The 22,965-nt window shown below is 70.7% G+C and carries 15 protein-coding genes; 5 read left to right on the top strand and 10 right to left on the bottom strand.

Annotated elements, in window-relative coordinates; genetic code table 11:
- Positions 1–36 precede the first annotated feature (36 nt).
- The 5 genes from GGQ62_RS04825 to GGQ62_RS04805 form a co-directional block, all read right to left on the bottom strand.
- On the bottom strand, positions 37–1,809 hold the full coding sequence (locus GGQ62_RS04825) for a DUF885 domain-containing protein (protein WP_152576240.1): 1,773 nt from the start codon (positions 1,807–1,809) through the stop codon (positions 37–39).
- A complete protein-coding gene (locus GGQ62_RS04820; RefSeq protein ID WP_152576241.1) occupies positions 1,806–3,545 on the bottom strand; it encodes a DUF885 domain-containing protein in 1,740 nt (579 codons plus the stop codon). Before GGQ62_RS04820 ends, GGQ62_RS04825 begins: the two co-directional genes overlap by 4 nt.
- 62 nt (positions 3,546–3,607) lie before the next feature.
- Positions 3,608–6,058 carry an ATP-dependent helicase HrpB gene (gene hrpB, locus GGQ62_RS04815; RefSeq protein WP_152576242.1) on the bottom strand — a complete coding sequence of 817 codons (2,451 nt, stop codon included), beginning with the start codon at positions 6,056–6,058 and terminating at the stop codon, positions 3,608–3,610.
- A 31-nt stretch (positions 6,059–6,089) separates the two neighbouring features.
- Positions 6,090–7,157 carry a hypothetical protein gene (locus GGQ62_RS04810; RefSeq protein WP_152576243.1) on the bottom strand — a complete coding sequence of 356 codons (1,068 nt, stop codon included), beginning with the start codon at positions 7,155–7,157 and terminating at the stop codon, positions 6,090–6,092.
- Positions 7,158–7,223: 66 nt separating this feature from the next.
- Positions 7,224–8,672, bottom strand: coding sequence for a hypothetical protein (locus GGQ62_RS04805; RefSeq protein WP_152576244.1), 1,449 nt, complete (start codon positions 8,670–8,672; stop codon positions 7,224–7,226).
- A 265-nt stretch (positions 8,673–8,937) separates the two neighbouring features.
- Here GGQ62_RS04805 and GGQ62_RS04800 point away from each other — a divergent pair, with 265 nt between their 5' ends.
- Genes GGQ62_RS04800 through GGQ62_RS04780 form a run of 5 tightly spaced genes read left to right on the top strand, consistent with a single transcriptional unit; the run spans position 8,938 to position 14,890 of the window.
- Positions 8,938–10,866 carry a type VI secretion system Vgr family protein gene (locus GGQ62_RS04800; protein ID WP_152576245.1) on the top strand — a complete coding sequence of 643 codons (1,929 nt, stop codon included), beginning with the start codon at positions 8,938–8,940 and terminating at the stop codon, positions 10,864–10,866.
- Positions 10,866–11,447 (top strand): DUF6931 family protein, encoded by a 582-nt coding sequence (locus GGQ62_RS04795; protein ID WP_153401033.1) that lies wholly within the window; start codon positions 10,866–10,868, stop codon positions 11,445–11,447. Before GGQ62_RS04800 ends, GGQ62_RS04795 begins: the two co-directional genes overlap by 1 nt.
- Positions 11,444–12,862 carry a type VI secretion system-associated FHA domain protein TagH gene (tagH, locus tag GGQ62_RS04790; protein WP_153401035.1) on the top strand — a complete coding sequence of 473 codons (1,419 nt, stop codon included), beginning with the start codon at positions 11,444–11,446 and terminating at the stop codon, positions 12,860–12,862. The genes GGQ62_RS04795 and tagH overlap by 4 nt, the downstream gene beginning before the upstream one ends.
- Before the next feature lie 3 nt (positions 12,863–12,865).
- On the top strand, positions 12,866–14,095 hold the full coding sequence (locus GGQ62_RS04785) for a PAAR domain-containing protein (RefSeq protein ID WP_152576247.1): 1,230 nt from the start codon (positions 12,866–12,868) through the stop codon (positions 14,093–14,095).
- The gene (locus tag GGQ62_RS04780; RefSeq protein WP_152576248.1) at positions 14,096–14,890 is read left to right on the top strand and encodes an ankyrin repeat domain-containing protein; all 795 of its coding nucleotides are present in this window, start codon (positions 14,096–14,098) and stop codon (positions 14,888–14,890) included.
- Positions 14,891–14,926: 36 nt separating this feature from the next.
- Here the strand turns inward: GGQ62_RS04780 and GGQ62_RS04775 are convergent, their stop codons facing one another.
- Genes GGQ62_RS04775 through icmH form a run of 5 tightly spaced genes read right to left on the bottom strand, consistent with a single transcriptional unit; the run spans position 14,927 to position 22,959 of the window.
- Positions 14,927–16,846, bottom strand: coding sequence for a serine/threonine-protein kinase (locus GGQ62_RS04775; protein WP_167649482.1), 1,920 nt, complete (start codon positions 16,844–16,846; stop codon positions 14,927–14,929).
- Positions 16,843–17,598: a PP2C family protein-serine/threonine phosphatase gene (locus GGQ62_RS04770; RefSeq protein WP_152576250.1), complete on the bottom strand. Its 756-nt coding sequence runs from the start codon at positions 17,596–17,598 to the stop codon at positions 16,843–16,845. The genes GGQ62_RS04775 and GGQ62_RS04770 overlap by 4 nt, the downstream gene beginning before the upstream one ends.
- Complete coding sequence (gene tagF, locus GGQ62_RS04765; protein WP_167649481.1) at positions 17,595–18,185, bottom strand: type VI secretion system-associated protein TagF; 591 nt, start codon at positions 18,183–18,185, stop codon at positions 17,595–17,597. The genes GGQ62_RS04770 and tagF overlap by 4 nt, the downstream gene beginning before the upstream one ends.
- The gene (tssM, locus tag GGQ62_RS04760; protein ID WP_167649480.1) at positions 18,182–21,568 is read right to left on the bottom strand and encodes a type VI secretion system membrane subunit TssM; all 3,387 of its coding nucleotides are present in this window, start codon (positions 21,566–21,568) and stop codon (positions 18,182–18,184) included. Before tssM ends, tagF begins: the two co-directional genes overlap by 4 nt.
- A 2-nt stretch (positions 21,569–21,570) precedes the next feature.
- Complete coding sequence (icmH, locus tag GGQ62_RS04755) at positions 21,571–22,959, bottom strand: type IVB secretion system protein IcmH/DotU (RefSeq protein WP_152576253.1); 1,389 nt, start codon at positions 22,957–22,959, stop codon at positions 21,571–21,573.
- Between the last annotated feature and the right edge of the window lie 6 nt (positions 22,960–22,965).

Genomic DNA, 22,965 nt, shown 5'->3' with positions numbered 1-22,965 from the left:
TCGGTGCGCATCGACAGCGGGAATCGGTGCAACGCCCTAGCCGGCCAGCCAGCCGTCGATCTTGGCGGTCAGTACGGCGAGCGGCAGCGCGCCGGTGTCGAGCACCTGCGCGTGGAAGTCCCGGATATCGAAGCCCGGACCCAGTTTTGCCGCCGCCCGCTTGCGCAGCCGTTGCAGCGTCAGTTCGCCGATCTTGTAGGCGCAGGCCTGGCCGGGCTGGGCGATGTAGCGGTCGATTTCGACGGCGATGTCGTGCGGCGCCATCGAGGTGTTGTCGGCCATAAAGGCAATGGCCCGGTCGCGGCTCCAGCGCCGGGCATGGAGGCCGGTGTCGACGACCAGCCGCACGGCGCGCAGCATCTCCATGTCGAGATGGCCGAACCACTGCCAGGGGTCGGTGAACATGCCGAGTTCGGGGCCGAGCGATTCGGCATAAAGTCCCCAGCCTTCGGCAAAGGCCGTGTTCGACCCGGTACGGAGCAGCGGCGGCAGTGCTGCATTTTCGCGGGCCAGCGTCAGCTGGAAATGATGGCCGGGGATGCCTTCGTGCAGGGTCAGTGTCTCCAGCGTCGGGATCGGCCGCGTCGGCAGCATCGCCATGTTGAAGAACAGGACGCCGGGGGTTTTGCCGTCACCGGGGCCGGCGCGGTAATAGCCGGTGCCGCGTGCGGCGCCGGGCCCCGGCAGCGGCTGGACTTCGAACGGCGCCTTCGGCCGATCGCGGAACAGCCGGGGGATGCCCTGCCAGATGCGGGCCTCGATGGCGCGGAAGCGGTCGAGCAGCTCGGCCTCGGTCTTGCAATAGAAAACGGGGTCGGTGCGGACATGATCGAACAGCGCCTTGAGGTCGCCCGAAAACCCCAGCCGCCCGCGCACCGCCTCCATTTCGGCGCGGATTCGGGTGACCTCCGTCACGCCGAGCGTGTGGATGGCGTCGGCCGACATATCGGTGGTGGTATGGCGGGCGAGTTCGGCGGCGTAGAGCGCGTCGCCGTGCTTCATCGCCCAGCGACCGGGATCAGACAGGGCGATGGGCAGGTAATCGTCGCGCAGATAGGCCTGCCAGCGGCGATAGGCCGGCAGCACGCGGGTTTCGATCATGTGGCGATAGGCAGTGGTCAAGCGGGTGCGGTCGGTGCTGCCGAAGCCGGCAGGCATGCGCGTGACGGCGGCGTAGAAGGCGGTGGCCGCCACCGGCTGCGCCAGCAGGGCATCGACCTGCTTCAGCACATTTTCGACGATGATGCGGGGTTGGACAATGCCGGCGGCACGGCCCTCGCGCAGGCGGACGATGGTGTTGTCGAGCGCGCCGGCAAATTCGTCGAGCCGCTGCAGCCCGGTGTCGTAATCGGCGACGGTGGTAAAGGGTGCGGCGCTGCCGGCGACGAAATCCGGAAATTCGATGTGGAGGCCGAAGGATGGATTGAGCGGCGCCTGGCGCGCGACGGCGAACAGGCCGGATTGAAGGAAATTGCGCGTCTGGCGGGTCTGCCAGGCAAGGACATCCCAGGCGATGGCGTCGACGGCGTCGAGGCGCGCGCGGTCGATGGTTTGCAGCGTCGCCCATTCGCGCTGCTTGTTGGCGCGCAGGGTCGCTTCATAGGCATCGCTGCCGGGATCGACGAACGCCGGGCTGCCGGCCGGACGCGGCACGCCCGCGTCGCCGGTCGGGTCGAGCGCGGCATCGGCGGCGGCGCTGGCGTCGAGCAGGGCACGCAGCCGGGCGGAGGGGTCGTCACTTGCCGCCAGCGCCGGAAGGGCGGGGAGGGCGGCGAGCAGGCCGAGTGTGTGGCGCCGGGTGACGGTCATGCCGCGGCCCAGCGATCGACGGCGGCGGCGAGCGTCTGCATCGGCATCGGGCCACCGAGCAGCACGATATCGTGGAAAGCGCGGACGTCGAAGCGGTCGCCCATGCGCGCGCGGGCGGCTTCGCGCGCTGCGGCGATCTGGGTCTGGCCGACCTTGAAGCTGCACGCCTGGCCCGGATAGACGCAATAGCGATCGATCTCGCGCTGCGCCGGGATCGGGCTTTCGCCGGCGTGTTCGACCATCCAGTTCGTTGCCGCGGCGCGTGTCCAGCGCTTGTGGTGGATGCCGGTATCGACGACGATGCGCGCGGCGCGGAACAGCATCGATTGCAGATAGCCGATGCGGCCGACCGGATCATCGGAATAGCAGCCCATCTCGTCGGCGAGCTGTTCGGCATAGAGCGCCCAGCCCTCCGTATAGGCCGAAAAGCGCACCAGCCGGCGGAACGGCGGCAGCGCGCCGGCGGAATCGAGCGCGCTGGCCTGGAAATGATGGCCCGGAATGCCTTCATGGTGCGCCAGCGTCGGCAGCCGCCACAGCGGCTGATCGGCAGTGGCGCGCAGGTTGATCGAAAAGGTCGCCGGCGTGCCGCCATTGTAGAAGGCGCCGGGCGATCCGGCCTCCATGCCGATCGGCATGCGGCGCACGGTGACGGGAGCGACGGTGACAGGGTGGAACATCGTCGGCAGGCGACCGCGGGCATCGGCCAATATGGCTTCGAGCCGGGCGATGATCGCGGCGCGGCCGGCGTCGGTATCGGGCTCGAGAAAGCGCTTGTCGTCGTTGAGCGCGGCGATGCGGGTGCCGACGCTGCCGGCGGCATAGCCCTGTGCCCGCAGGGCGGTATCGAGCTGCGCGGTGTAATCGGCGACCTGGGCAAGGCCGATGCGGTGGAGCTCGGACGGCGGCAGGTCGGTGGTTGTGTTGGCGCGGGCCGCGGCGGCGTAATAGGCCTCCCCCTGCGGCAGGTGCCAGACTCCGGCGGTATCGGTGGCGCGCGCGCGGATGGCCTGCAGCGCAGCGATCTGCCGGGTGATGGCGGGGGCAATGGTGGTGCGGATCACGTCGGTGGCGCGGTCCAGCGGCACATCGGCGGTGCGCCTCGCCGCCGCCGGCAGCAGCGGCGAGGCGGCCGGGGCGGCGTCGCGCAGCGCCGCGAGCTGGGCAATGGTGCGATCGATGACGAAATCGGGCGGGATGACGCCGATGCCCGCATCATGGGCGATGCGCGCGCTTTCCTGGTCGATGGCAGTGCCGAGCGCTGCCAGCCGCGCCAGCCAGCCGTCGCGCTCCGCCGGCGTGCCGACGGCCTGCCGGCCAATGCCTTCGGGCAACCAGTAATAGGCACCGTTCATCTGGCTGACGACATAGGGGCTGGGGCGCAGGTCGATATCGACGAAGCCGTAGCGGCCGAACATGTCGTCGAGCGTCGCATAGACGAAACGGGCGACGGCCAGGTCTTCGCGGGCGCGCGGCGACAGGGTGGCGGGGTCGAAGGCGGCCAGCGCGGCGAGGCCCTGTTTCACCGCGGCGCGGTCGGTCGCCATCGCCGCCAGCGAACGGTCGCCGAGGCGCGCCGGGTCACCGCCCGCTTCGGGGACGCGGCGGCGGAAGGCGTCGACATGCGACTGCAGCAGGGCGGCGAGGCGCGCATCGGCGCCGCTGGGGGCGGCGCGGGTGCCTGCGGAGATTGTGAGGGCGACTGCGGAGGCGAGGAGGGTGCGGCGATCGAGCATGGTCTGCGACAAGCGCGATGGGACGGGCTGGCGTCAACAGAAAACCGCCGCTGTTGCGGGACTTAACCCGCCTGGCCCGGCCGCTTGGCGCGCAACGTCGGGGCGGCGGCGGCCGGGTCTTCGGGCCAGGGGTGGCGGGGGTAACGACCGCGCAGGTCGCGGCGGACATCGGCCCAGCTGCCGGTCCAGAAGCGCGGCAGGTCGGTTGTGACCTGGATGGGCCGACCGGCGGGGGAGGTGAGGCGCAGCGTCAGCGGCACCCGGCCGGCGGCGACCATCGGGTGGGCGCCTAGGCCGAACAGCGCCTGGACGCGGACATCGACCGCGGGGCCACCGTCGGCGGCATAGTCGATGGCGTGGTGGCTGCCGGCGGGGGTGGCAAAATCCTCCGGCGCGAAATCGCCGAGCGCCCGCAGCGCGGCCCAGCCGATATGGCTGCGCAAGGCTTCGGCGAGCGCTGCATCGGGGATGGCATCCAATCGGCGGCGGCCGGCGAGCAGCGGTGCGAGCCAATCGATGTCGGCGCGCAGCGCTGCGTCGGACAGGTCGGGCAGATCGGCGCCATGGGCGCGGGCGAAGGCGGCGCGGGCCCGCAGCCGCACGCTGGCGGGCCCCCAGGGCAGTTGCGCGACGCCATGGTCGCGAACGCCGCCGAGCAGCGCCGCGGCAACGGCGGCGGGGTCGGGGCGGTCGATTGGCGCACGCGCCAGGGTAATGGCGCCGAGGCGGCGGGTGGTTTCGGCGGTGACACTGCCGGTGGCGGGGTCGAACGCCAGCACGGTGGTGGCGATGACGCGATCGGCGAACAGGGTTTCGACACTGGCCGGATCGAGCGCGGCACCGAGCAGCAGTCGCGCGCCGGCGGCGGTGCCCGTGGCATCGGCGACGACAATCCATGCGGCGGCGGTGAGGGGGTCGTCGGCGCCGGCGGCGACGGCGCGGCCATTGGCCATCAGCCACGGCGCGCCGGGGCCGCCGCGGCGGCGGGCGACGCGGTCGGGAAAGGCCAGCGCGAGGATTTCGGCAGCGCTGGCGGCCTCGGTCGCCGGCCCCCCGCCGGCGGCCCTGGCCCAGCGCTCCGCCAGCCGCCGTGCCGCATCGGCGCGCGGACCGCGGTCGCGCGCCAGCAGGCGCAGCCGGTCATCGAGATCGGTGCTGCGCCCGCCCAGCCCGCGTTCGGTGATGATCGCGGCGATGCGCGCCGCCAGTGCCGCATGGCCGCGGGCGCCAGCGGCGACGAGCATATGGCCGAGCACCGGCGGCAACGGCAGCGCGGCGATGCGCTCGCCGTGCGGCGTTGGCCGGCCGTCGGCGGTGAGTGCGCCGATGGCGAGCAGCCGGCTGCGCGCCTCGTCGAGCGCGGCGGGCGGCGGTGGATCGAGCCAGCGCAGGCTGCGCGGATCGGTGACGCCGCTGCGGGCACATTCGAGGACAAGCCCGCTGAGGTCGCTGTCGAGGATTTCGGGCGGGTCGAAACGCGGCCGGCCGGCGGTTTCGCCGGCTTCCCACAGGCGCACGGCGATGCCCGGGGCCGTGCGCCCGGCGCGGCCGGCGCGCTGCGTCACCGCTGCCTGGCTGGCGCGTTCGGTGACCAGCCGCGTCAACCCGACGGCGCGGTCGTGGCGCGGCCGGCGGGCGAGGCCGGAATCGACGACGACGCGGACGCCGTCGATGGTGATCGAGGTTTCGGCGATCGATGTTGCCAGCACGGCCTTGCGGCGGCCGGGCGGCGCCGGGCGGATGGCGGCGCGCTGGTCTTCGCCTTCGCGGGCGCCATAGAGGCGGTGGAGGTCGACATCGGCGGGCAGGCGGTCGACAAGCCGTTCGGCGGTGCGCTCGATTTCCGCGGCGCCGGGCAGGAAGGCGAGGACCGAGCCGGGTTCGTCGGCGAGCGCGGCCCGGACAGCGGACGCGACGGCATCTTCGATGCGCACGGCGGCGTCGCGGCCGATGTGGCGCAGGCCGACGGGGAACATCCGGCCTTCGCTGGCGATGCGCGCGAGGCCGGGGATGATCGCGTCATAGGCAGCGCCGTCGAGCGTGGCCGACATCAGCAGCAACCGCAGGTCGGGGCGCAGCGCATCGCGGGCATCGAGCGTCAGCGCCAGCGCGAGGTCGCTTTCGAGGCTGCGTTCATGGACTTCGTCGAACAGCACGGCGGCGACGCCGGGCAGTTCCGGGTCGCTGGCGACCATGCGTGTGTAAATGCCCTGCGTGACGACCTCGATGCGGGTGCGCGCCGATATCCGGCTGTCGAGCCGGGTGCGATAGCCGATGGTGTCGCCCACCGCTTCGCCGGCGTTGGCGGCCATGCGTTCGGCGGCGGCGCGGGCGGCGAGCCGGCGCGGCGACAGCAGCAGGATGCGGCCGCCGGTGGCCCAGCCCTGATCGAGCAGCGCCGGAGCGACGGCGGTGGTCTTGCCGGCGCCCGGCGGCGCGACGAGCGCGACGGGGGCATTGGCGGCCAGCGCCGCGAGCAGCGCCGGCAATATGTCTTCGACGGGCAACGGCATGGCGCGCTGATACACGCCTTGCGGTGCCGGGTCAGGAGCCGATTTTCTTCTGTGCCTCGACCATTGTCTGGGCACGCAGCAGCGCCGCCGATACCAGCTTGTCGGGCTTGCTGGTCAGCTGGTCGGCCTTCACATAATATTCGAGCGCGGCGGACGGGTTTTCGGGCACCAGCGCCTCCTGGCAGACGCCGAGGTTGTAAAGCAGGCTGACGCTGGTTGCGGCCGGGCCGGTTTCCATCACCTCCCAGATGCTGCACGCCCGGTCGAGCCGATCGGCCTTGATGAACGGCGTGCCGCTTTCGAAGGTCTTCTGGTCGGGCTTGGGAAGTTCCTCGGCGCGGCGCTTGAACTCGACCGAGACGTCCTTGTTGTAGGGGGCGACGTCCTTGACGATGGCGCGGGCGATGTCGGCGCGGGCCTTTTCATACAGGCCGTCGTCGGTGCAGCGGACGGCGCAGTCGTCGACGGTCTTCTTGCCGGTCAGCCATTCCGCCATGCGGACGGCGGCGCCCTTGTCCTCGATGATCGCGACTTCCTTCTTCTTGCCGTTGCAGATGTCATAGCCGGCGTTGGCGGTGTGCGACCTGGCATAGACCGATGCCTTGGTGGCGACATCGACGATGCGGGCGTTGACCTGGTAATCGAGGACGACGCGGGTGCAGGTGATGGTGCGCACCTCGCCCTTCTTGCAGTCAACGGCGCCGTCGCATTCGGTCGATTGTTCGCTGCGATCGGTCCGGGTCAGCTTGGCGGTGACGACATTGCCGACGTGGACGCCCTTGACGCCCAGTGCCTGGCCGGCGCGGGCGGGATCGGTCTCGCTGCCGTCCGCGGTCTTGACGCTGAACCATGGGTCGTTGTTGAGTTGAACGCCCTTCAGTTCGGTGACCAGCGCCTTGGTCAAATTGGCGCCGTCGGTGCCGGCGAACGGCAGCACGGCGACCGAGCGCAGACGGCCGGCCTCGTAGAATTCCGCCGGGAAACGGCCCTTGTAGCGGGCGTCGTCAAACGCCAGCGCCGGAGTGGTGGCGGTGACCAGCGCGATGGCAAGAACGGGCCCGGCGAGCGTGTGGAGTCTGAACCGATTGCCGATCGTCACGAAAGTCTCCCCTGTTCGAGATGTCTGCGCGTCCGGCGCCCGCCATCCGGTCCCCCGTCGGCCATGTCAGGGCCTTGCCCGGATCACCGCCGTCACCGCCGCCGGCCCGCGCCGGATGAGCAACTTGACCCGGCCGCTGGCGGCGGCGAGGGCGCGTTCCAGCGCGGCGCGCGGCGTTTCGCGGGGGTTGGCCGGCTGGTCGTTGATCTTGAGGATGACGTCGCCGCCAAAGACATTGCCCATCGCCGAGGAAAATTGCTGCACCGAAACGACGGTGAATTCGCCCTTGTCGCTGCGTTTGACGACCAGCCCCAGCGCCGGCACCATCTCGGGTTCGGTTTCGGCGGTTTCGAGCACCTTGATGCGGGTGCGGGCGGCGTCGGCGTAGCGGCCGGTGGCAAAGCTCGCGAGGTATTTCTCGCACGGGAACGCCGTCTTGCCGGCTTCGCACAGCGCCCAGGCCGTCCGTTCCTGCTCGGCACTGTTGATCCGCGCGATCAACGTGCGCGCGGCATCGGCGGAAGCGCCGGCGGGGTAGGCGGCGAGATAGCGTTCGCACGGCAAGGCGACATCGCTGGTCTGGCACTGCGCCCAGGCGGCGCGCTCGGCTTCGGCGGTCTTAAGACCGGTCAGCCGGGCGCGGGCGGCCGCGGCCGACGACCCGGACGGATAGGTCGCCAGATATTGTTCGCACGGCGCCGCGCCGACGCCATTGAGGCAGGCGGCCGCCGCGGTGCGTTCCTGTTGCGACGCCGCGAGGGTGCCGATCTTCAGCCGCGCCGCGGCCGCCGAGGCGCCGGTCGGGAAGCTGGCGAGATAGGCTTCGCACGGCCCGCTGGCGGTCGCGGCGTCGCAGGCGGCAAAAGCGCGCCGGTCCTGGTCGGCCGCCGCCTGCGCGCGGGCGGCGGCATCGCGCTGCGCCGCCTGGCCGGCGATGACGCCGATCTGCGCCTTGGCGGCAGCGACGAGGCTGCTGTTCGGGTAGGTGGCGATGAAGGTTTCGCACAGGCCGGGCGCGGTGCTCGCCTGGCACTGGGCAAAGCTGGCGCGTTCCTGTGCGACGGCGTTGAGAACGGCGATCTTGGCGCGGGCGTCGACCGCCCAGCGGCCGGACGGGTAGCCGCCAAGATATTTCTCGCACGCGGCAACGGTGGTGCCGGCGTCGCATGCTGCCCAGAATTGCGGTTCGCGATCGACCGTGGGGGCAGGGGTGCGCTCGACGAGGGCCGGACGCGGCGCGGTCTGTGCCGCCTCGAGGTCGGAAATACGGCCGCGGGCGATATCGGCCCAGCTGCCCCTGGGGTATCTGGCGAGATACTGCCGGCAGGGTCCGGGGGTCTTGGCGGCGGCGCAGGCGTTAAAGGCGGCACGCTCGATTTCGATCGCGGAGGGCCCGCTGGCCACCGGGGGCCTGGTCGGGGCAGGTTTTGGTGTCGTCGGTCCGATGATGATCTGCGCCATCGCCGCGGTGCCGAACAGCAGCATCGACAGCAGCAGAATGATTGACCGCAGCAATTCCGGACGCCCCTTTTCCCCGGGTTCTCCGCGCCGGGAGCCCCGGCGCCGTGTGTAGCCAAGATTGTAACGGACAGCTACTGACTTTGCACAAAGCCGTGACTTTAGCAGAGCTTATCAGACCGTTTACAAATACGGCGCCAATCAACAGACGTTTCGCATCCGACAAAAAGTGTTTAGACAGTCGGCAGGGCAAGCATTGCGCGGCAGATCGACAGTCGGGAACCGGCTGGCGCCAGCGCCATGGAGGGGGAAGGATAGGGGGATGGCCACGAACCTGTTGCAGGCCAACCGACAGGCGCGGATCAAGACTCCGTTCGGCGGTGACAACGCCGCCGTGCTGACGCGCTTCACCGCTGTCGAGCGGTTGAGCGAGCCTTTCACCATCACCGCCGATGTCATCGTCACCGAAGGCGCGGCGACGCTGCACGAGCATCTTGGCGGGCCGATCTCCATCGAGGTGGCGGCGGGGCCGGCACGCAGCCGCGCCTTCCACGGCCGGTTGTGGGAAATTGCCGAGTTGGACAGCGATACCGCCGGGTCGCATTATCGGCTGACGCTGAAACCCTGGGCGAGTTTTCTCGACATCAACATCGAAAGCCGGATCTACCAGGCCCAGAAGGTCGACGATATCGCCAAGGACGTCACCGGCCGGCGCAGCGGCATCGGCCCCCGGCTGCGATTTTCGATCGGATCCTTCCCGGCGCTCGAATATTGCGTGCAGTGGCAGGAAAGCGATTTCGACTTCATCTCGCGCCTGTTCGAACGCCATGGCATCTATTATTATTTCAAGCATTCGCCGAACGAGCATGAAATGGTCGCCACCGACCAGAAGTCGCACCATGTCCCGGTGCCGGGCATCGACGCCGCGATCGAGGTGCGCCCCTATACCGATGGGATCGGCCGGCCCGGCGGCGCGATCTGGAGCTTTGCCCGCCGCTTCGAAGTCGCCCCGCACATGGCGACGGTGACCGATTTCGACTTTCTGACGCCCACCCAGAAACTCAAGACCGAAAAGACCGCCACGCTGGTGTCGACGATGGACAAGGCCAGGCTCGCCGAGCTTCACGTCCATCCCGGCGGCTTCACCAAGGCGACCGGCGATGGCCGCGGCGCTGCGATCAGCGCGCATCTGGTGGAAGCGGCGCGCGCCGATGCGGAGCGCTGCACTGCCGAAGGCGACGCCTTTGCCGCGGCGGTGGGCCATGTTATCGCCATCAAGGCGGGTCCCACGGCGCCGGCGATCAAATATCTGATCGTCGCCACCACCCATGTCTATGCCGGCGGCAAATATCGCGGCGGTGCCGGGGACGAGGACGAGCTGACGGTGCAGATGGAGCTGATCCCGGCGACGGTGCAGTTCCGGCCGGCGATGAAGACGCCGCGCCCGCGCATCTATGGCCCGCAGACGGCGATCGTCGCGGGGGCCGCGGGTGAGGAGATCGACACCGACAAGCATGGCCGGATCAAGGTGCATTTCCACTGGGACCGGGTGCAGGACGGCGGTGCGACGAGTTCGTGCTGGATCCGCGTGGCGCAATCGGTCGCGGGTGCCAAATGGGGGGCGTTCGTGCTGCCCCGCATCGGCCAGGAGGTGGTCGTCGAATTCCTCAACGGCGACCCCGACGCGCCGCTGGTCACCGGTGCCGTCTACAATGGCCAGAACGAGGTGCCCTATCCATTGCCGGCGAACAAGACGCGCAGCACCTTCAAGTCGCGATCGACCCCGCAGGGCAGCGGCTTCAACGAGCTGCGCATCGAGGACAAGGCGAACAGCGAGGAGGTGTTCTTCAATGCCGAGAAGGACCTCAACAGCATCATCGACAAGGGCAACGAGACTCGCACGCTCAACAAGGGCAACCGCACAACGACGCTGAAGCTCGGCAACGAGGTGCTGGAGATCAAGCAGGGTAACCGGACGACGACGATCGATGTCGGCAACGACGAACTGACGATCAAGACCGGCAACCAGACGGTGAAGATCAACATGGGCAAGCATCTGACCGACGCGGCCCAGTCGATCGAGCTGAAATGCGGCGCGAGCTCGCTGAAGCTGGAGCCGGCGAAGATCACGATGGCGAGCGTCAATGTCGAGATCAAGGGCACGATGAGCGTCAAGACCCAGGGCGTCATGGTCAATTCCGAAGCATCGGGGATCCATGTCGTCAAGGGTTCGCTGGTGCAGATCAACTGATGGCCACCAGCGCGATCGCAGCGCCGTGGCGGCGCGTCAAATGGACCCGCGCCGGGCAGTTGGCCGGGCCGGCGCAGGTCGAGGCGGCGCTGGCCGGCTGGCAGGACGCGCCGCCGGCGGCGGCCTTTGCCATGTTGCGTGCTGCCGACCCGCAGGCGGCGCTGCGGTTTCTGGCGCACAGCCTGCCGCGCTTCGACGCGGTGCGGTGGTTGCGCGAATGCCTGGCGCTGACGCCGGCGCCGGCGGATGGATCGGCGCGTGCGGAGCTGCGCGGCGGCATTGCCGCCTGGCTGGCCGATCCCAGCGACAAGCGGCGGCGGCTGGTGTTCGAACAGGCACAGCGGGCCGGGTTCGACGTGCCGGAAGGGGCGGCGGGGGTGGCGGTGTTCCTGTCGGGCGGGGCATTGGGGCCGGCGGAGCTGGCACAGGGGGCGCCACCCGCGCCGGGCGCCTTTGGCCAAGCGGTCGCGGCGGCGGTGTTGCTGGCCAGCCTGGCGCAGGGATCGCAGCGCCTGGCCGTGCAGATCGACGCGATGCTGGCGCTGGGCCAGTCGATCGCCGAAACGGAGGAGAGCCATTGAGCCTGCGGCTGACGATCGAGAATGTTGCGTCGCTGACCTCGGGTGACCCGGTGGTGAAGGCGCTGGACGGCCATGGCCTGGTCATCGGCCGTGCCGGCCATGTCGACTGGACGTTGCCCGACCCGCAGGCGCTGATCTCGTCGGTGCATTGCGAAGTCGATTATCGCGATGGCAGCTATTGGCTGACCGACCGCAGCACCAACGGCACCTATGTCAACGGCGCGCCCGACCGGCTGGCGGCGCCGTGGCAATTGCAGGACGGTGATCTGGTCAGCATCGGCCATTATGCGGTGCGCGTGGCGCTCGACACCGGCGTGCAGCCGGGGTCGGCCGGGGGCGGCGCGGTGCCGACGGGCGCCAGCCTGTGGGGCCGGTATGACGAACAGCCCGACCGGTCGGCGGCAACCGATGCCTTCGGGCGTCCGGGCCGCAGCGCGATCTTTTCGTCGGGCGACCGCCCGGTCGAAGACGGTTTCCGGCCGCCCGAAGCGGTGGCGACCGCGGTCGACATGTTCGGGTTGGGGGTGCCGCCGGTGCCCGCCGGCTTCGCGCCGCCGGCGCCGCCCGCACCCGCCGCAGGTCCGGCCGGTAGTGACATCTTCGGGTTGGGTGGTAGTGCGGCAACGCCCGCCCCATCGGCCTGGGGTCCGGCAGTGACGCCGGTTCCGGCGCCGCCGGTCGCGGCCAACCCGGCGAGCATCTGGGGAACGCTTACCGCACAGGCACCGGTCGACTTCACGCCGCCGGCGCCGGCCATGATCGCCGCCGAACCGGTGCCGGCGGTGACGGCGGCGCCGGCGCCGGCGGGCAATGACGGCGCCTTGTTCGCGCGCTTCCTCGCCGGTGCGGGATTGCGGCCGCGCGATGTCGACGACGTCCCGCCTGAATCGGTGCTGGCAGCCGCGGGCGAATTGCTGCGGCAGACCGCCGACGGGCTGATCCAGCTGCTTTATGCCCGGGCGCGGCTGCGCAACCAGTTCGGTGTCGGCGCCGAGGTGACGACCTTCCAGCGCGACGGCAACAACCCGCTGAAATGGACGCGATCGGCGGAAGAAGCGCTGCGCCAGATCGTCGGCAAGCCCGACCGCGGCTTCCTGCCCGGCCCGCTGGCGGTGCGCGGTGCCTTCGAGGACCTGCAGGCGCACGAGCTGGCATTGATGGCGGCGATGCAGGAGGCGTTGAAGGATACCATCCAGCGGTTTTCGCCGGCCGCCATCCGGGCGCGGCCGGGGCGCACCGGGCTGCTGTCACGGCTGCTGCCGCAGGCGCGCGATGCGGCATTGTGGCAAGCCTATGAGGCTGAATTCCGCGCCATGGCGGACGAGACAGAAGCCGCCTATCTCGATGTCTTCGCAAAGAATTTCAAGAAAGCCTATGCGCGCAACCTGGCGCGCGTCGACCAGCGCGACACCTAGGCGATGGGCAAGCCGGCGGCGCGCGTTACCGACCTGCATGTCTGCCCGATGGTGACGGGCGTGGTGCCGCATGTCGGCGGGCCGATCCTGCCACCGGCGATGCCGACGGTGCTGACCGGATCACTGCCGCAGGCGCGGATGGGCGACATGTGCGTGTGCGTGGGGCCGGTCGATACCATCATCATGGGGTCGCCCACGGTTCTGGTCGGCGGCAAGATGGCGGCGCGCATCGGTGACCCGACCAGCCATGGCGGAGTCATCACCCTGGGCATGTTCACCGTGCTGATCGGCGAAGCCGCCGGCGGCGGCGGCGGGGGTGGCGGCGGTGCCAGTGCGGGCGGTGGTCCGGCCGGCGGCGCCGGCGGCGCGCTCGCGGCGATGGCGGCCGGTCTCGGTGCCGCCGGTGTGGCGCCGCCGGTGGTCGCACCGCCGAGCAGCGCGTGCATGGAACTGGCGGTCGCCAGCGATCGCGCCATGCTTGCCGAACACACCTACGGCCGCAGCGGGGCGCTGCCCCCCGGCTATCGCCAGGTCGACGAACCGGCCGAACTGGCCATGCTCGGTCTGCGGCCGCAGGACCTGGCGCCGGCTGGATCAACGTTCAAGGCGGAGGTGTTCGTCCAGGACAGCGCCGCTGGTCCGGCCTATACGGTGGCGTTCCGCGGCACTGCCGAATCGGCGGACTGGATCGCCAATGCCCAGCAGGGCGTCGGCATGAAGTCCGACCATTATGACCGCGCCATCAACATCGGCAGGCTGGTGTCCGAAGCCAGCGATGGCCCGGTCGCCTTCACCGGCCATTCGCTTGGTGGCGGATTGGCCAGTGCCGCGGCCGCTGCCACCGGCCGGCCGGCGACGACCTTCAATGCGGCGGGGTTGAGCGCGCGCACCGTCGGCAAATATCCGGCGGTGGCCGCGCCGGTGACGTCGTACAATGTCCCGGGCGAGCTCTTGTCGGCGGTGCAGGACAATCGCGCGCTGGTTCTGACGGGACTCCAGGCGCTTGCCGGGGCCGTGCACCCATCGCTGGGCGGCCTCGTCGGTGGCTGGATCCTGGGGCGCGAACTGGGCGACAGCCCGATCTTGCCGCAGGCCTATGGCGAGCGGCGGACGCTGCCGCTGGCGCCGCCGGCGGGCAAGACGACGCTGCAGCAGATGAACCCCGTCGATCGCCATGGCATGGACTGGGTGACCGAAGGCATCAAGGCGGACCAGCGGGACCAGGGATGCTGAATGGACATTGCCGTCAACAGGCTGTGGCTGGCACTGATGGTCGTCGGGCTTGCCGAAGTCGCCGCTTGCCGGCCGGTATCAAGGGGTAGCAACATGGCCGCATTGTCGATCGAAGCCTTTGCCAGCGCGGACGACCGCGCCGTCATCCGTGCCGTGGCGTCGGGCGATGTCGCGGCCGCGATCGCCGCCGCCAAGGGGCCGCCCAGCCGCGTCAACGCCGTCGGCAGCGCCGGCGAGACGCCGCTGCTCATCGCCGTCGAACGCGGCGATGTGGCGATGGTCAAGGCGCTGCTCGCCGCCGGGGCGAACCCCGATGGCGGGCCCGACCGCACGCCGCTCCACCCCGCGACGCGCGCCGATGACATGCGGATGCTCGACGCGCTGTTGCAGGCGGGCGCCGACCCGTCGCGCACCCATGGCGGCGAAACGCCCCTGTACGAAGCGGCGCTGATCGGGGCCGTGCCGGCGATCGAACGGCTGGTCGCCGCCGGCGCCAAGGTCGAGGCCGGCAACAGCATCGGCATGACCCCGGCGCTGACTGCAGCGGGCGCCGACCATTGGGCAGCGGTCGCCGTGCTCCTTGAAAAAGGCGCGTCGCCATGGACGGTCCCGCCGTCGGGTCATTCGGTGGCGAGTTTTGCCAACACCAGCCGGGTCGATCGTTCCGGCGCCGACGGTGTTGCCTTGGCCGGCGTCGTCGCGCGCCTGAAGGGCGCAGGCTACCCCTGGCCGCCGCCGTCGCCGCCCGAAATCCGCAAGCTGCGCGGCCAGGGGCAATGGCCGCCGCGCCCGTGACCGGGCGGGCGTGATGCAGCCGCGACCGCGCGACCCCTATTGCAGGATCACCCAGCCGCTGGTGGATTCGCAGCCGGACGCGCAGGCGCGGCTGACGGCGGCGCCGCTGCCGGTTTCCGCGCCATTGTCGGGCAGCGTCGGTGCCGACAGGAAGAACTGCAGATAGCGGACCGGCTGCCGGCCCTGATAGGGGAAGGCGGCGGTGCCGGCGGGGACCTGGCCGGCGCTGACCCGCTTGACGGGGTCGGTCTGGCCGTCGTCGATGTTGACAATGTAGAGCGGCTTGCCGAGCGTGCCGAGGCCGATCGGCATCTGCAGATAGCCGCCGACGTCCTGCAACTGCGCGAACTTCCAGACCGTCTCCCCGGGCATCTTGAGATTGCCCTGCACGCCGGCGTCGCCGGCCGCCTGGCGGACCCGGCCGATGATGGCGCAGGTTTCGGGCGAAGGCGCGGGCGACACCGCCATCACGGCCGAACTGTCCAGCCGGTAACCGCCGGCCGTTGCCGGAACGCTGGTGCCCGCCGCCATCCAGCCGGTGACGGCGAGGCTGGTCGCCCCCGGCCCCGGCGGCACGGCGCGGATGTCGCTGCACGGCAGCGCGGCGAGCGCGGCGCGGGCCGCGGGCCAGTCGAGCGCGGCGGGGCTGGTGGCGGCAGTTGCGGCGGCTTCCGGATCGGCGTTGTCCTTGCCCCCGGTGAACAGGATGGCGAGGCCGGCGACCGCCGCCAGTGCAACGCCGCCGCCGATGACCAGCGGCAGTTTCGACCTGGGCGCCGCGGGTTCGGCGGCGGGCGTCGCATCGGCGCGCACGAGCTTGAGATCGCTTGTTTCGCGCGGCGGCTCGACGCGCACGAAGGCGGCGGGCCCGGGTGGAACCGTCGTCTCGCGCGCGCCCGCCGCCGCGGCGGCGATGAGGTCCTGCGCCGTGTCGGCGTCGAACGGCGTGCCGACCGCCGGCAGCGTGTCGACGGCGGCGATGACCGATGCCATCGACCGCATGCGGTTGGCGGGGTCTGGTTCCAGCATGCGCGCCAGGACCGCGGCGAGCCAGGGTTCGACGCCGTCGAGCGCCGGCACGGCCTGCCGGGCCTGGATGGCGTCGATCGGGGTGGCGGTGCCCATGTCGATCACCTTGCCGCGCGCCGCGGCAGCGACGACCAGCGCCAGGCTGTAGATGTCGGTCCAGGGGCCGATCTGGCGGCCGAACAGGCCAAAGGCCTCGGGCGCTGCAAAGCCCAGCTTGCCGCCGAAACCGGCGCCGATGACGGTCTTTTTCGACGTGTCCGAATCCTTGGCGATGCCGAAATCGATGATCGTGGCGCGTTCGATCTTGCCGTCGCGCAGCAGGATGTTGTCGGGCGACAGATCGCGATGATAGACGCCCTTGTCGTGCGCGGCGTCGAGGCCGGAGGCGAGGCGGCGCAGCAGGAAGCGGCACTGCTGCGCATCGACTGCGCCATGGTCCATCTGATCTTCCAGGCTCGGCCCATGGACATATTCGAGCGTCAGATAATCGACCTGCGAGCGCGGATCGTGCGACAGGCCGCGGAACTTGACGATGGCGTCATGGCCCAGCGTGGCGAGCAGGTCCGCCTCGCGTTCGAGCAGGGTGTAGAATTCGGGGTCGGCCGCGAATTGCGGCAGGATGACCTTGATGGCGACCTTGACGTTGCCGCGGATCTGCCGGCCTTCGTAGATTTCGCCCATGCCGCCCTGGGTGATGTAGCGGGTGACTTGGTAATTGTCGTTGAGCGTCGCGCCGACGAGCAGCCCGGCCATGCCGAAGCGCTGGGTGCCGGTCGGCGGCGGCGGCGCGGGTCGCAGCGGTGGTTCGGCGGGGCGTTCCGGGGGTGGTTTGGAGGCATCCGCGGGCGGCACCGAGGCGTGCGGCGGCACGCGGTCGCCCGGCCGGATGAAAACGGTGCGCTTGGGGGTGTCGGGATCTTCGGTCATTGGTCAACTGCCTGTACGCCGGAAGCCGGAGCGATCATCGTCGCCTGTTCGAGGCTGACGACGATGACCGATACATTGTCGGGAGCGCCGGCCGCGAGCGTGTCGGCGATGAGGCCTTCCACCGCCCGCGCCGGGCTGGCGGCCAGCCGGGCGTCGATGGCGTCATGGGTCAGCACCTTCGACAGGCCGTCGCTGCACAGCAGATAGACGTCGCCGATGGCGGCTTCGTCGCGGAAGGCATCGTGGGACAGTTCCTCGTCCATTCCGACAGCCCGGCTGAGGACGTGCGCCATGGGGTGGGTTTCGGCTTCGTCGGCGGCGATGCTGCCGCGATCGACAAGTTCCTGAACCATGCTGTGATCGCGCGTCAACTGGCTGAGAACGCCGTCGCGGCGGCGGTAGATGCGGCTGTCCCCGACCCACAGGCCGGTGACTTCGCGATCGCCCAGATGCAGCACGACAACCGTGGTGCCCATCGACGCGCAATTGGCGGCGCCGGCACGGACGATGGCGCCGTTGCCGGCGTACAGGGCGCCGAGCAGGTGCGGATAGGGGTCGTCGTCGCCGAGCTGGACGGCATCGATGGTTTCGACGAGCGTCGTCGAAGCCCATTGGCCGTTGGCGTGGCCCCCCATGCCATCGGCGACGACCCAGAGGCAGAGGTCGTCGCGGCTGAGAATCGAATCCTCGTTGACGGTGCGCACCGCGCCGACATGGGTGGCGGCAGCCGAGCGGATGCGAAAGCGCGTCATGCACCGACTCCACCGAGATGAGGGACATTGAGCAGCGCCGCGAGCAACGCCGGGTCGGGCCGGTCGCCACGGATGACGAGCGGGTCGCCGTCGCCCTGCGCCCAGAAGATGGCGTCGCCGGGAAGGGCGAGCGCGGCGCGCCACGACGGCGTTTCGTCCGGCAAGGCGGCGGCGATCGCGGCGGCAAGGCTGTCCGGGTCGGACGCCGGGCCCAGCGCGTCATAGACGGCGGCTTCGGCGGCGGCGGCGACGTCGGGGCGGTTGACGGCGATGTGCCAGAGCGCGGCCGCGGGGCCGGCGAGGCCGGCGACGAGGAAGAAGAAACGCCCGGCACGATCGACCGACGGGCTGAGCACGCCGTGGAGGGCGTCGGGGCCGATCCAGCCGGGGGGAGCATAGAAGCTGTAGTGCGGCGCCGCGGCGAAGGCGGCGGCAAAGGCGGCATCGTCGTCCGGCCGCCACGCCGCCAGACCATCGGCGAGCCAATGGTCGAGCGCTTCGATGGTGGCATCGTCCCAACCGCTGCGCACGAAATCGCCGCGGCCGGGCAGCTTGCCATAATGGCCGGGGACGAGGTCCGGCGTCACAGGCGTGCCGGGCAGCGCAGGGCAAAGACGCCATCTGCGGCGAAGGGATCGGGACCGCCCAGGATCGACACGTCGAGCACCGTCGTCGGGTTGAAGGTGAAGCGATACTGGCCCTTGCCGAGGTCCTGCTTGCGCGCCTTGGCGAGCAGGCGGAATAGCGCCCAGGGGCCATCGCCGCGCGCGACTTCGGCGCCTGCGGCGGTGATCGCGGCGCTCTGCAACCCGCCATAGCTCCAGTTGAAGCGCTGCGCCGGGGCGGTGGGCGCAAGGGTGAGCGGGACGCCCGACAGCTTGAGATCGACGGGGCCGGCAACGCCGGGGCCCGCGGCGAGGCCGAGGACAAGGTTGCCGCCGACCAGCGCCTGCGCTTCGGCGGCACGTTCGAAGGCGCGGGCGCTGGCGGGCTGGAAGCTGGCAACCGCCGGCTCGTTCGACACCCAGCCCCAGCCCGGGCGGGTCGCGCTGGTGGTGCGGCGCAGATAGGGTTGCAGGGGGCCATCGGCGAAGGCGGTCATCGCGCCGGCAGCGCGGGTCACGTCCATCGGCTGCAGGTCGGCGCCGGTTCCGAAGGGAAAGCCCGTGCCGATGACAGCGGCGCATTGCGGCGCGGGGCCGGCGGCAAAGGCGGCGCGCAGTTCGGCGGTGCGGCTGGTTTCGGCAGCGGCACTGCTGCCACTGGCGATGCGATCGACAAAGCTGGCAAGGCCAGGCGCCGCGGCCGCGGCATTGGCGGCCGCGACCTTGAGGGCGACGGCGGCACCGGCGAGTGCGGCTGCACCACCGCCACCCGCGGCTGCGCCGCCCCCGCCCCCGCCCCCGCCCCCGCCGGCTGCGGCCTGGGCGACGGCCTTCTGATAGTCGCCGAGTGCGGTCAGCAGGCCGGTGATGCCGACGCCGGTGCCGCCGGCATATTGGCGCAGCATCTGGAAATTGCTTTCGATCGTGGCGGCCGCCGTCATCGATGGACCGCCGCGCGCCTGGCCGGCGATGGCGCCGATGGCGGCATCCGCGCGCGCGTTGCCCGATTTGGCCGTCGGCATCAGCCCGCTGGTGTTGGCGACGATTTCATCGGTCAATTTCTTCAGCGGTGACCCGCCGGGGTTGGCAAGCCGTGCCAGCGTCACCGGCTGCGCCGCGTAATTGGCAGGTTGCGGCAGCGCCAGCACGTCGTTCCAGCGGCGGGTGTATTCGGCGGCATAGGCGGCGCCGAGTGCCTGCGGGTCGAGCGGCGCCTGCGCCGCGGCGCTGGTGCCGAGCATCCAGCGATCCTTGTCCAGCAGCGCCCCGATCTGGCCGGCGCGGGGGATGAAGCCGGTCTGAAACCCCGCCTTGGTGAACAGGAACGGGATGGTCGCGGCACGCAGGTCGGCGGGGTTGCCGAACGCCTCGGCCTCGCCGGGCAGCAGCGCCTTGCCGACCAGCCGCGATTCGGGGCCCGACACCTGCTGCTTGAGCAGCGCCAGCGCCCGGTCGGCGGGCGACATGGCGGCAACGGCCGCCTGGGCGCGTTCGACAAGGCCGGCATCGAGCAGCGGCCCGGCGATCTGGCGGCCGAAGCGGCCCTGGTCGGCGAGCAGCGCCTTGGCATGGACGAGGATGCGGCCCCGCGCCGCCTCCGCTTCCGGCCCCGGCATGGTGCGGTTGTTGAGGTCGCCTTCGAGCCATTGCAGGATATAGGCGTTGTCGCGCCGCGTGCCGGCGGCGTTGCCGAGCATCAGATAGACCTTGAGCGGTTCATAGCTGGCGACGGGTTCGTCGCGGGCGTCGCGCAGCGCGCTTTCGGCGGCGAGGATGAGGCGTGGCAGCAGATAGCGTTGCAGCGCATCGGCATAGGCGCGATGGCTCTCGCCATCGAGACGGGTGCGATAGAGGCCGAGGCCGCCGGGGCTGGGCGGCGTGCCGGCAGCGCCATAGGGCAGCGTTGCAGCGAGGCCATCGAGCAGCGGCAGCACCTCATCGAGCGGCGCGGTGACGGCGACGCGATCTCCGGCGTCGAGACCTTGCGCGGTTTGCGCCAGGCTGGCGGCGGCGGCGGCGGTGGCATCCTGGCCGGCACGGTTGTTGACGAAGCTCCAGAACAGTGCCGCAAGACCTGCGACCGTCATCAGGCCGATGACGGCAAAGGTCGCGATGCGGGTCATCCGGTCGCGCCGGCGGCGCTTCGGGTCGGGCCCGGCGAGGCCGGCTTCGGCGAAGATGACATCCTTGAACAGGCGGTTGACGAAGAAGGTCCGCGCGCCCTGCGATTGCGGGCGCGAGGTGCGGCCGAGGCTGGTCGACAGATCGCCGATCAGCCGGTCGAACGGCGTGCCCTGCTGGACGCCGCTGGTGAGATAGAAACCCCGCAGCCGCATGTTGGCCGGTGCGGCATGGCCGGCGCCGAAGACGCCATCGAGCAGGCGGACGACGCGGCCGCGCAGGTCGATCAGCCGTGCCGGCAGGGTGAGGATGGCACCGCGGCGCACGGCGTCGCCATCCGACTGCAACCGGTCCGGCACCCGGTCGGCCAGCGCCTGGACGGCGTCGTCATAGGCATTGGCGAGCAGCGCCGTGTCGGGAGCGGCGGTGAGCGGCAGGGTGGCGCCGACCGGCGAGCGCCGGCCCTCGACGCTGAGATCTTCGAAGAATTCGGTAAAGCCCGACACCAGATCGGCCTTGGTAAAGACGACATAGACCGGCAGTTCGATGGCCAGTGCCTTGCCGATTTCGGCGAGGCGGGCGCGCAGCGTGACGACATGGCGGTCGAGCGCTTCTGCCGACACGGTGGCGATCTCGTCGAGCCCAATGGCGACGATGACGCCGTTGAGCGGTTGCAGCGGCCGCGCCTTGCGCAGCGTGGCGAGGAAGCCGGCCCAGGTGCGGGCGTCGCGCGATGCATCGCTGTCCTGGCTGGTGTAGCGGCCGGCGGTATCGATGAGCACGGCCTCGTCGGTGAACCACCAGTCGCAATCGCGCGTGCCGCCGACGCCCTTTATCGCGTCGGCGTCGCCGACGAGGTTGAGGCCGGACTTCTTGATGATCGTCGTCTTGCCGGCGCCGGGTGGCCCGATGATGACATACCAGGGCAGGTCGTAGAGCGCGCCCTTGCCGCGCTTGGCGAGTTCGGCCAGCGCGGCCTTCATCTTGGCGGTGACCGCTTCGGATTCGCGATCGGGCGGCGCGATCGCTTCGGCGAGGCTTTTCTGTGCGGCGCGGCGCCGCCAGAAGCGGACGCCGGCGGCGATGGCGACCGCCAGCCAAACAAGCCCGATCAGCCACCAGCGCCAGCCGAGCAGCGACGGCAGCAGCAGCCCGGCGAGAAGGAACAGCGCCAGCGAGACCAGCAGCGCACTGCCGATGACGATGACCCACCAGTTGGAAAGTGCCTTGCGCACGGCGGCCATCGTCAGTTGCTCCGCGGGATGGTGAGTTCGACGCGGCGATTGCGCGCCTTGGCATCGGCGGTGTCGGCGCGATCGAGCGGTTCCCGGTCGCCGCGGCCGGCAGGGTTGAGCCGCGCCGGATCGATGCCGTTGCCACCCAGCAGCGCCGCGACATTGGCGGCGCGGGCGTTGGACAGCGCCAGATTGTCGGGGAAGCTGGCGCTGCGGATCGGGTCGCTGTCGGTATGGGCGACGATGTCGATGGGGCCGGCTTCGGGCACCAGCGCCCTGGCCGCTGCGATGATCAGCGGCGCATAGGCGGCGGCGACCTGGTCGGCGCCCTTGTCGAACATGCCGCCGGGCAGGCCCTGGCAGGCCGAAATGGTCAGGCGGACGCTGCCGCCGTCTTCATCGGCGGCGATGCACGTCGATGTGAGGCGCCCGCGGATGCGCTGCAACTGGGTCGAACTCGCCACGGCAAGGCCGGGGCCGGCGCGGTCGATGCTGGTCAATGCGGCCGGTGGCAGGGCGCGGACCTTGGCCCAGGCGGTTTCGTCGCGGGCATCGAGAAAGAATTTGAGCGCCAGGAAGGCGATGAGCAGCGCCGCCAGCGCGGCGCCGGCGACGAGCAGCAGCACCAGCCAGCGCGCCGTCCGGGCGGTCGGCGTGGGCACGCCGCGCCACGCCGGAACAAGATCGGTCTCCGGGCGGGCGCGGATGCCCGACAGGGCGTTGTGGATCGCCGCCATGCGCGCCTGGATCTGGCGCGGGCCATCGCCGCCGATGCGATATCGGCCGATGAAGCCGACCGCCAGGCAGGCGTGGAACAGTTCCAGCATGTCCTGGTTGGCCTGCGGGCGCGCCAGGAGCGCGTCGAGAATGCCCCAGAACTGGTCGCCGCCAAAAGCTTGCCCGAAGGACTGGACGACGACGCTCTGCCGTGCCCAGTCGGCGGCGGCGCCGCCGGGCAGGTTCTGGACAATGTCGTCGAGCGTCGCGGCGAGCGCATAGCGGGCGCGGTTGAGGTCTTCCGCCGTCAGGCCGGCGCCGCTGGCGGTGCGTTCGAACGCCTTCAGCTCGGTCATGGCGCGCGCGATCAGCGTCGGGGCGTCGCTGACCTGGCGTTCGGCCTGGACGGCGGCGCAGATGGCGAGAAAGCGCGAGGCCGCCGCCATGATCGGGTTGCGGACCCGCATCGGTTCGGTGATCGGGGGGACCTCGTCGGTGGCGGGCAGGGCGCGGCGCTGGCCCGGCGGGGTGGCGGGGGCATATTGCGGGGGTGGCGGCGGGGTGAAGCCGACGGGTGGCGGCGGGACTGCAATGGGCGGTGGCGGGGACCCGGCGGCGGCAAGCGGCGATGGCCGGAACACTGTCCGCGCCGGCCGTGGGCCCTTTTCGTCTTCCCCCGCCATGTCCGT

The organism is Polymorphobacter fuscus (assembly GCF_011927825.1).
Classification (GTDB): Bacteria; Pseudomonadota; Alphaproteobacteria; order Sphingomonadales; family Sphingomonadaceae; genus Sandarakinorhabdus; species Sandarakinorhabdus fusca.
Note: the sequence above shows the minus strand (reverse complement) of the source record. Positions and strands in the feature narration are given on the sequence as shown.